At 70.9% G+C, this 8,790-nt stretch carries 9 protein-coding genes and 1 pseudogene; 6 read left to right on the top strand and 4 right to left on the bottom strand.

The genetic code is table 11. The features are described from left to right. Window positions 1-125, bottom strand: a pseudogene (locus ACIRRS_RS38220) (acyl-CoA dehydrogenase); the annotation flags it as partial. Window positions 126-324: 199 nt separating this feature from the next. On the opposite strand from ACIRRS_RS38220, the gene ACIRRS_RS38225 reads away from it, so the two are divergent. The 3 genes from ACIRRS_RS38225 to ACIRRS_RS38235 all read left to right on the top strand — a co-directional run bounded on the left by ACIRRS_RS38225 (window position 325) and on the right by ACIRRS_RS38235 (window position 2,672). Then, window positions 325-1,662, top strand: coding sequence for a UDP-glucose dehydrogenase family protein (locus tag ACIRRS_RS38225; RefSeq protein WP_402981673.1), 1,338 nt, complete (start codon window positions 325-327; stop codon window positions 1,660-1,662). 71 nt (window positions 1,663-1,733) lie between these two features. Then, window positions 1,734-2,219, top strand: coding sequence for a hypothetical protein (locus ACIRRS_RS38230; protein ID WP_402981676.1), 486 nt, complete (start codon window positions 1,734-1,736; stop codon window positions 2,217-2,219). Between the two features lie 39 nt (window positions 2,220-2,258). Further along, a complete protein-coding gene (locus tag ACIRRS_RS38235) occupies window positions 2,259-2,672 on the top strand; it encodes a CoA-binding protein (RefSeq protein WP_402981679.1) in 414 nt (137 codons plus the stop codon). Window positions 2,673-2,675: 3 nt separating this feature from the next. On the opposite strand, the gene ACIRRS_RS38240 is transcribed toward ACIRRS_RS38235, so the two are convergent. Continuing rightward, window positions 2,676-3,875 (bottom strand): dipeptidase, encoded by a 1,200-nt coding sequence (locus ACIRRS_RS38240; RefSeq protein ID WP_402981682.1) that lies wholly within the window; start codon window positions 3,873-3,875, stop codon window positions 2,676-2,678. A gap of 45 nt (window positions 3,876-3,920) precedes the next feature. Further along, complete coding sequence (purE, locus tag ACIRRS_RS38245) at window positions 3,921-4,445, bottom strand: 5-(carboxyamino)imidazole ribonucleotide mutase (RefSeq protein ID WP_402981685.1); 525 nt, start codon at window positions 4,443-4,445, stop codon at window positions 3,921-3,923. A gap of 159 nt (window positions 4,446-4,604) precedes the next feature. On the opposite strand from purE, the gene ACIRRS_RS38250 reads away from it, so the two are divergent. Further along, window positions 4,605-5,849: an RNA-guided endonuclease InsQ/TnpB family protein gene (locus ACIRRS_RS38250; RefSeq protein ID WP_402981688.1), complete on the top strand. Its 1,245-nt coding sequence runs from the start codon at window positions 4,605-4,607 to the stop codon at window positions 5,847-5,849. Between the two features lie 33 nt (window positions 5,850-5,882). Here the strand turns inward: ACIRRS_RS38250 and ACIRRS_RS38255 are convergent, their stop codons facing one another. Continuing rightward, a complete protein-coding gene (locus ACIRRS_RS38255; RefSeq protein ID WP_402981697.1) occupies window positions 5,883-7,001 on the bottom strand; it encodes a 5-(carboxyamino)imidazole ribonucleotide synthase in 1,119 nt (372 codons plus the stop codon). A gap of 280 nt (window positions 7,002-7,281) precedes the next feature. Between ACIRRS_RS38255 and ACIRRS_RS38260 the strand changes: the two genes are divergently transcribed. Both ACIRRS_RS38260 and ACIRRS_RS38265 read left to right on the top strand, forming a co-directional pair. Continuing rightward, window positions 7,282-7,851: a GtrA family protein gene (locus ACIRRS_RS38260; RefSeq protein WP_402981691.1), complete on the top strand. Its 570-nt coding sequence runs from the start codon at window positions 7,282-7,284 to the stop codon at window positions 7,849-7,851. A 132-nt stretch (window positions 7,852-7,983) separates the two neighbouring features. Beyond that, on the top strand, window positions 7,984-8,673 hold the full coding sequence (locus ACIRRS_RS38265; protein ID WP_402981694.1) for an ester cyclase: 690 nt from the start codon (window positions 7,984-7,986) through the stop codon (window positions 8,671-8,673). Window positions 8,674-8,790 lie beyond the last annotated feature (117 nt).

Genomic DNA, 8,790 nt, shown 5'->3' on the forward strand with positions numbered 1-8,790 from the left:
TCCACCTCCGCCGCGAACGGAGCGATCTTCGCCTCCGCCAACGAACGCACCGCCTCACGGAGCATCTCGTGCTCCTCGGAGATACGGAAGAGATCAAAGTCCGCCGCGCCTGCGCCACCCGCCATGATGCCCGCCTCGTCCAGCTCGAAGTGCCCGGTTAACTACCGTTCAGTACCCAGATCCTAGGGCTCCGCCCTGCGACTGCCTAGCGTCCCGGGCGCGGGCCGGTCGGGCACCCGGACGGGGCCCGGCAACAGGCCCGATAGCATCGGGGAGCACCTGATTCCGGTCGCCAGACCGGTCGACCCGCACTAAGGGGATTCCGTGACCCTCCGCATCTCCGTGATCGGCACCGGCTACCTCGGCGCCACGCACGCCGCCGCGATGGCGGAGTTCGGCTTCGAGGTGCTGGGCCTGGACATCGACCCCGACAAGATCGCCATGCTGACCGCCGGGCGCGTCCCGATGTACGAGCCGGGGCTGTCCGAGCTGCTGGTCAAGCACGTGGCCGGGCACGAGGGTTCGACCGGGCGGCTGCGCTTCACCAGCTCCGTCGAGGAGGTCGCGCGGTTCGCGGACGTCCACTTCGTCTGCGTCAACACCCCGCAGCGCAAGGGCGAGTTCGCGGCCGACATGTCCTACGTGGACGCCGTGATCGACGACCTCGCCCCGCACCTGACCCGCCCGGCGCTGGTCGTCGGCAAGTCCACCGTGCCGGTCGGCTCGGCGGCCCGGCTCGCCGAGCGGCTGGCCGCGCTGGCGCCGGTCGGCGAGGAGGCCGAACTCGCCTGGAACCCGGAGTTCCTGCGCGAGGGCTTCGCCGTCCAGGACACCCTGCGGCCGGACAGGATCGTGGTCGGCGCGCGCAGCGAGCGGGCCGAGCGGCTGCTGCGCGAGGTGTACGCGGACCCGATCGCCGCCGGGGTGCCGTTCCTGGTCACCGACTACGCGACCGCCGAGCTGGTGAAGGCCGCCGCCAACTCCTTCCTGGCCACCAAGATCTCCTTCATCAACGCGATGGCCGAGGTCTGCGAGGCGGCCGGCGCGGACGTCACGATGCTCTCCACCGCCCTCGGCCACGACGAGCGGATCGGCCGCAAGTTCCTCAACTCCGGCCTAGGCTTCGGCGGCGGCTGCCTGCCCAAGGACATCCGGGCCTTCATGGCCCGGGCCGGGGAGCTGGGCGCCGACCAGGCGCTGACCTTCCTGCGCGAGGTCGACTCGATCAACATGCGCCGCCGCTCCCGGATGGTCGAGCTGGCCCGCGAGCAGTGCGGCGGCGGCTTCCTGGGCCGCCGGGTCGCCGTGCTCGGCGCGGCCTTCAAGCCCAACTCGGACGACATCCGGGACTCCCCCGCCCTCAACGTGGCGGCGCAGATCCAGCTCCAGGGCGCCCAGGTCACCGTCTACGACCCGAAGGCCGTCGACAACGCCCGCAAGATGTTCCCCTCGCTCACCTACGCCGGCTCCGCCCTGGAGGCGGCCGAGGGCGCCCACGTCGTCCTGCACCTCACCGAGTGGGCGGAGTTCCGCGAGCTGGACCCGGCCGCCCTCGGCGCCGTCGTCGCCGAGCGCCGCCTGCTGGACGGCCGCAACGTCCTCGACGCCGACGCCTGGCGCGCCGCCGGCTGGACGTACCGGGCCCTGGGGCGCCCCAGCTGACGCTTATTGAACACGTTCAGATGGCATGCGAGGATCGGTTCCGCACTGTCCGCGGAGACCGGGGGGTCCTCATGCACACCAACCGCGCCACCGGGCTGGACCGGCTGCTGACCTGGCTGACCGGGGGCCTGGTGGCCGCCGTCCTCCTGACGCCCGTCGTGTACCTGGCCCTCATCGCCATCGTCTGGAGCGACATCGGCGGCTCCTGGACCGGTCCCGGCGAGCCGCACGGGACGGCCTGTTCCAAGGCGGTGGCCTTCGCAGGCGGCTCCCTGCCCGCCCAGGCCACCGGCGCCGCCTGCTCGGACGACAACGCCGTGCAGGAGCAGGGCTACACCGCCACGTTCACCATGCCCTCGGAGGACCTGGAGACCAGGCTGACCACCGCCTTCCCCCGGGTCCGGCTGAACCAGCGGGACGCCACCGGCCTGAACCTCGGCAACGCCCACGAGGCGAACGGCCCCCACCAGGGCGGGCAGGCCGCCGAGGTCCATCTGAAGGCCGTCTACCAGGCCGACGGCACCGCCCTCGTGACGCTCCGGGCCTTCGACCTCTGATCCGGGAATCCCCCTCGGGGGTGTCCCGTTGAGACCGGTATGACGACCTACGGCGACGAAGCGACGGTCCGCGAGATCCTCACCCGCAGCGGCGACACCTGGGCGGTGGTGGGCCTGTCCACCAACACCGCCCGGGCCGCCCACGGCGTGGCCCGGGTGCTCCAGAAGTACGGCAAGCGCATCGTGCCCGTGCACCCGAAGGCCGAGACGGTCCTCGGCGAGCAGGGCTACGCCTCGCTCGCCGAGATCCCGTTCCCGGTCGACGTGGTGGACGTGTTCGTGAACAGCGACCTCGCCGGGGAGGTGGCCGACCAGGCGGTGGCCGTCGGGGCCAAGGCCGTCTGGTTCCAGTTGGGCGTGGTGGACGAGGCCGCGTACGGGCGGGTCCGCGAGGCCGGGCGGGCCATGGTGATGGACAGGTGCCCGGCCATCGAGATCCCGCTGCTCGACTAGGAGTCAGGCGTCCAGTGCGGTGATGGTGGCGATGGACGGCCGCCGGCTCGCGCGCAGCGTGGCGGCGGCGGACTCCGCGTCGCGCAGCACGCGCACCGCGTTGTGCCAGGTGAGCTTGGCGAGGTCCGCCTCGGACCAGTGGCGGCCGAGGAGTTCGGCGATCAGGTTCGGGTAGCCGGCGACCGAGTCGAGGCCCTCCGGCAGGAACGCGGTGCCGTCGAAGTCGCCGCCGATGCCGATGTGGTCGATGCCCGCGACCTCGCGCATGTGGTCGAGGTGGTCGGCGACGGTCGCCGGGGTGGCGATCGGGCGCGGGTGCTCCGCCTCGTAGGCGCGCTGGACGGCCATGGCCGCCGGGGTGGTGGCCAGAGGGTGCAGGCCGCGGGCGCGCATGTTCTCGTCCGCGGCGAGGGTCCAGTCGATGGCGGCGGGCAGGATGAACTTCGGGACGAAGGTCGCCATGGCCACCCCGCCGTTGGCGGGCAGTTGGGCGAGCACGTCGTCCGGGATGTTGCGGACGTGGTCGCAGACGGCCCGCGCGGAGGAGTGCGAGAAGACGACGGGCGCCTCGGTGACGCGCAGCGCGTCGCGCATGGTGTCGGCGGAGACGTGCGAGAGGTCGACGAGCATGCCGAGCCGGTTCATCTCCCGGACGACCTCCTCGCCGAAGCGGGTCAGCCCGCCGGCCACCGGCTTGTCGGTCGCGGAGTCGGCCCACGGCACGTTGTCGTTGTGGGTGAGCGTCATGTAGCGCACGCCGAGCTCGTACAGCGCCCGCAGGGTGGCGAGCGAGCAGTCGATGGAGTGGCCGCCCTCGGCGCCCATCAGGGAGGCGATCCGGCCCTCGGCGCGGGCGGCCTCCATGTCGGCGGCCGTGCGGGCCAGGCGCAGCCGGTCGGGGTAGCGCTCGACCAGGGCGTGGACGAAGTCGACCTGCTCCAGGGTGGCGCTGACGGCGCTGTCCCCGGCGAGCGAGGCCGGCACGTAGACGGACCAGAACTGCGCGCCGACCCCGCCCTCCGCGAGGCGGGCGAGGTCGGTGTGCAGGCGGTCGCTCTGGTCGGCGGCGAGGTCGAGCGCGCCGAGGTCGTACCCGGCCTGCTCGCGCATCGCCCAGGGGAGGTCGTTGTGGCCGTCCACCACGGGGGCGGTGCGCAGCAGTTGGCGGGCGCGGTCGAGCGGGGTGAGGGAGTCCGTAGTCATACGGAGTGTTCTACCCCCACCCCACCGCAGGGGCTACTTGCCGAGTTACTTGCCGAAACCGAAGGAGCCGGAGCCGGCGACCTTGGCGCGCAGCTTCTTGCCCTTCTCCGTGGCCTGGTTGTTGAGCTCGGCCTGGAACTCGGTCATCTTCTCGGTGAGTTCGGGGTCGAAGGCGGCGAGCATCCGCACCGCGAGCAGGCCCGCGTTGCGCGCGCCGGCCACCGAGACGGTCGCGACCGGCACGCCGGCGGGCATCTGGACGATGGAGAGCAGGCTGTCCATGCCGTCCAGGTAGCGCAGCGGCACCGGCACGCCGATGACCGGCAGCGGGGTGACGGAGGCGAGCATGCCCGGCAGGTGGGCGGCGCCGCCGGCGCCCGCGATGATCGCCTTGAGGCCGCGGCCGTGGGCGTTCTCGCCGTACGCGACCATCTCGCGCGGCATCCGGTGGGCGGAGACGACGTCCACCTCGTACGGGACCTCGAACTCGTCCAGGGCCTGGGCGGCGGCCTCCATGACGGGCCAGTCGGAGTCCGAGCCCATCACGATGCCGATGAGGGGGGAGGTCATCAAGGTCCTTTCAGAGGTGCTCCCGGCTCCAGCCGGGGGTGGGAAACAAGACTCCCGCGCAGTGGGACGGGGATAGCCGGACCGCCGCCGTAACGGCAAGGCATCGGCAGGAAATCGCCGCGCGGTACTCACATGAACTGACGGTCTATCATGTTTGGCATGGCCACTCTCGTGAGGCGGGCATTCAAGTTCCGCTTCTATCCGACCGATGCGCAGGCGGCTGAGCTGTCGCGCACGTTCGGGTGCGTGAGGAAGGTCTACAACCTGGCGTTGCAGGCCCGCACCGAGGCGTGGCAGCAGCGGCAGGAGCGGGTGAACTACAACGCCACTTCGGCAATGCTGACGGTGTGGAAGAAGACTGGGGAGCTGGCCTACCTCGCTGAGGTTTCGTCGGTTCCGTTGCAGCAGACGCTTCGGCACCTGCAAGGAGCGTTCGCCAACTTCTTCCAGAAGCGGGCCAAGTACCCGACGTTCAAGTCCCGGAAGAAGTCCCGGAAATCCGCCGAGTACACCAGCTCCGCGTTCCGGTTCCGGGACGGTCGACTGACGCTGGCGAAGATGGCCGATCCGCTGGACATCGTGTGGTCCCGGCCCCTGCCGGACGGCAGGACGCCGACCACGGTCACCGTGTCGCAGGACAGCGCGGGGCGCTGGTTCGTCTCGATGCTGTGCGACGACCGGCCCAGGCCGATGCCCACAACGGACGCCACTGTCGGCATCGACGTGGGCATCACCTCCCTGCTCACCCTGTCCCGCCCGATCGAGGGCCTGACCGACAGGCAGGGGAAGATCTGCAACCCCCGCCACGAACGGAAGGACCGCCGACGCCTCGCCAAGGCGCAGCGCGACCTTGCCCGCAAGGCCGCGGGGGATGGGAAGAACCGGGCGAAGGCCCGACTCAAAGTCGGCCGGGCACATGCCCGGATCGCCGACCGCCGCAGGGATTTCCTGCACAAGGTCACCACCGCTCTCGTTCGTGAGAACCAAACGATCGTGATCGAGGACCTCACTGTCCGCAGCATGCTCAAGAACCGCGTCCTGGCCCGCGCCATCGCCGATGCATCGTGGTCCGAGCTGCGGAGCATGCTGGAGTACAAGGCGGCCTGGTACGGACGGGACCTGGTCGTGGTCGACCGCTGGTTCCCATCCTCCAAGCTGTGCAGCACGTGCGGCACCCTGCGGGGCAGGATGCCGCTCAACGTCCGCGAGTGGACGTGCGGCTGCGGAACGGCCCACGATCGGGACGTGAACGCGGCGAAGAACATCCTGGCCGCCGGGCTGGCGGTTGCAGCCTGTGGAGACGGTGTCAGACCTCAACGGAGCACTCCGGGCGGGCAGTCGTCGGCGAAGCAGGAAGTCGTCCCGCCGCAGCGCACACGCGCAGCGGCTCAGCCGCGAGGCTGAGGGGAATCCCCCGTGTTCGCACGGGGGAGGATGTCAATCGGTGATCGTTCCTCGCAGGTAGGCGGCCGCGTGGCGGGCGCGCTCGCGGACGTCGTCGAGGTCGTTCCCGAAGACGTTGACGTGGCCGACCTTGCGGCCGGGCTTCACGTCCTTCCCGTACATGTGGATGCGCAGCCCGGGGTCGCGGGCCATGCAGTGCAGGAAGGCGTGGTACATGTCCGGGTAGTCGCCGCCGAGGACGTTGACCATGACGGTCCACCGGGCGCGCGGCCGGGGGTCGCCGAGCGGGAGGTCGAGGACGGCCCGCAGGTGGTTCTCGAACTGCGAGGTGACGGCGCCGTCCTGGGTCCAGTGCCCGGAGTTGTGGGGGCGCATGGCCAGCTCGTTGACGAGGATGCGGCCGTCCCGGGTCTGGAACAGCTCGACGGCGAGGTGGCCGACGATGCCGAGTTCGCCGGCGATGCGCAGGGCGAGCTGCTGGGCCTCGTCGGACAGGGCCGGGTCGAGGTCGGGCGCGGGGGCGGTGACCTCGGCGCAGACGCCGTTCTCCTGGACGCTCTCGACGACCGGGTAGGCGACGGCCTGGCCGCTGGGCGAGCGGACGACGTTGGCGGCCAGCTCGCGGACGAAGTCGACCTTCTCCTCGGCCAGCACGGGGACGCCGGCGAGGAACGGCGCCTGGGCCTCCCGCTCGTCGTCGACGACCCAGACGCCCTTGCCGTCGTAGCCGCCGCGGACGGTCTTGAGGACGACGGGGTAGCCCGCGCCCTCGTTCGCGAAGGCGGTGACGTCGGCCGGGTCGGCGACGAGGCGGTGGCGGGGGCAGGGCACGCCGATGGAGTCGAGGGTGGCGCGCATCACGCCCTTGTCCTGGGCGTTGACCAGCGCGTCCGGGCCGGGGCGCACGGCGATGCCGTCCGCCTGCAGCGCGCGCAGGTGCTCGGTCGGCACGTGCTCGTGGTCGAAGGTGATCACGTCGCAGCCGGCGGCGAAGGCGCGCAGGGTGTCGAGGTCGCGGTAGTCGCCGAGGACGACCTCGGAGACGACCTGCGCCGCGGAGTCCTGGGGAGTGTCGGCGAGGAGTTTGAACCTGACCCCCAGCGGGATGCCCGCCTGGTGTGCCATACGGGCCAGCTGCCCGCCGCCGATCATGCCCACCACTGGAAAATTAACGTTGCCCGGGGAAGTCACGCGGCCCAGGATATCCGGGCCGGTGGGAGGTGGTGGAGCCGCGTCCGGGCCGTGAGTTGTGGACGCGCGTAGATGTCAACCCCCTCCCCGGACGGCTGAGCCGTTCGACGGAAGCGGGTAGCCTGGACGGCTAGGTCCTCGTCCGCGCGGTCGGATCATGTGCGTGCACGCAGGACTCAAGGGGTGGCCCCGGCCCGGTGGGACGCCCTTTCGTCCCGCAGGTACACGGAGGCAGCCCGGTATGACGACGACCGAAGCTTCGAAACCCCGGCTCGTGCAGAAACTGCGCGGGCTCACGGGTGAGGTCGTGAAGTTCGGCATCGTCGGCCTGAGCGGCGTGGTGGTCAACTTCGCCGTGTTCTGGGTCTGCATCAACGGCCTGGGCCTGGCCTCGCTGCGGTCCAACATCGCGGCGACCGTCATCGCGATCGCCACCAACTACCTCGGCTACCGCTACTGGCTGTACCGGGAGCGGGACGCGGCCTCGCGCAAGCGGGAGATCACGCTGTTCCTGATCTTCAGCGGCATCGGCATGCTGATCGAGACCGGTGTGCTCGCCTGCACCGTCTACCTGCTGGGCCTGGACTCGCACTACGAGCAGATGGGCGCCAAGGTCGTCGGCCTCGCCCTCGGCACGGTGTTCCGCTTCGTCTCGTACCGGACCTGGGTGTTCAAGGCGCTGCCCGAGGCGGAGCCGGAGCCCCTCGTCGAGCCGCAGGTCGGCGCCCCCCGCACCGGCGGGCAGGACCTGGCCGCCCACGCCGAGCTGCTGCTGGCCGCCGAGCGCGTCAGCTACGCCAAGGCCGAGTAGCCGTGTAGCCGAGTAGTCGAGCAGCCCCCTCCCCCCAGCGCTTGCCCGGTCCGCCTCCACGAGAGGACAGTGGTGACCGAGGGCGAGCACGGTCGGCGGACGATCGAGGCCAGGGGGGTCAGGAGGCTCGCCATGGCGTTCGTCCAGATCATCGACTGCAAGACCGACAGGCTCGACGACCTCAACCGGCTCATGGACACCTGGGCCGCGACCACCCGGGGGAAGCGGACCGCCTCCCACGCGATGGTCGCCACCGACCGCTCGGACACCACGCACGTGGTGGAGATCGTGGAGTTCCCCTCCTACGAGGAGGCGATGCGCAACTCCGGCCTCCCCGAGACGGACCGGATCTTCCGCGAGATGGTGGCGCTCTGCGACGCCCCGCCCACCTTCACCGACCTCGACGTCGTCCGCGACTCGCAGTTCAACAAGACCCTCGCGGGCCGGGTGCTCGACGGGCTGGGCCGCGGCGACCTGCGGGTCGTCGACGAGTGCATGGCCGACGGCTACCTCGACCACGACTACGGCAGCCCGGGCGACGCCGTCGGCATCCCCGCCTTCAAGCACCGCTGCTCCGGCTACCTGGACGCCTTCGACTTCAGCTTCGAGGTCGAGAGCCAGATCGCCGAGGGCGACGAGGTCGCCACCCGCTGGACCTGGCACGCCACGCAGAAGGCCGACTTCCGGGACGTGCCGAACACCGGGAAGTCGGTGGTCGGGCGCGGCACGACGACCTTCCGCTGCGAGGACGGGAAGATCGTCGAGGGCTGGTGGCAGTGGGACGTCACCGGCCTGATGCGCCAGCTCGGCGTGATGCCCTGAGCAGCCTGATGCGTCCTAGTCGCAATGCCGGTGACTTTGGTGCCTGAGCCTCGTTGGTTGTGGTGTGGCGAGGGTGGGGCAGGTCAAGGCGCCTGCGGGTGAGCGGTTGTCGGACCG

It is taken from the genome of Kitasatospora sp. NPDC101183 (assembly GCF_044767945.1).
In the GTDB taxonomy this organism is placed as follows: domain Bacteria; phylum Actinomycetota; class Actinomycetes; order Streptomycetales; family Streptomycetaceae; genus Kitasatospora.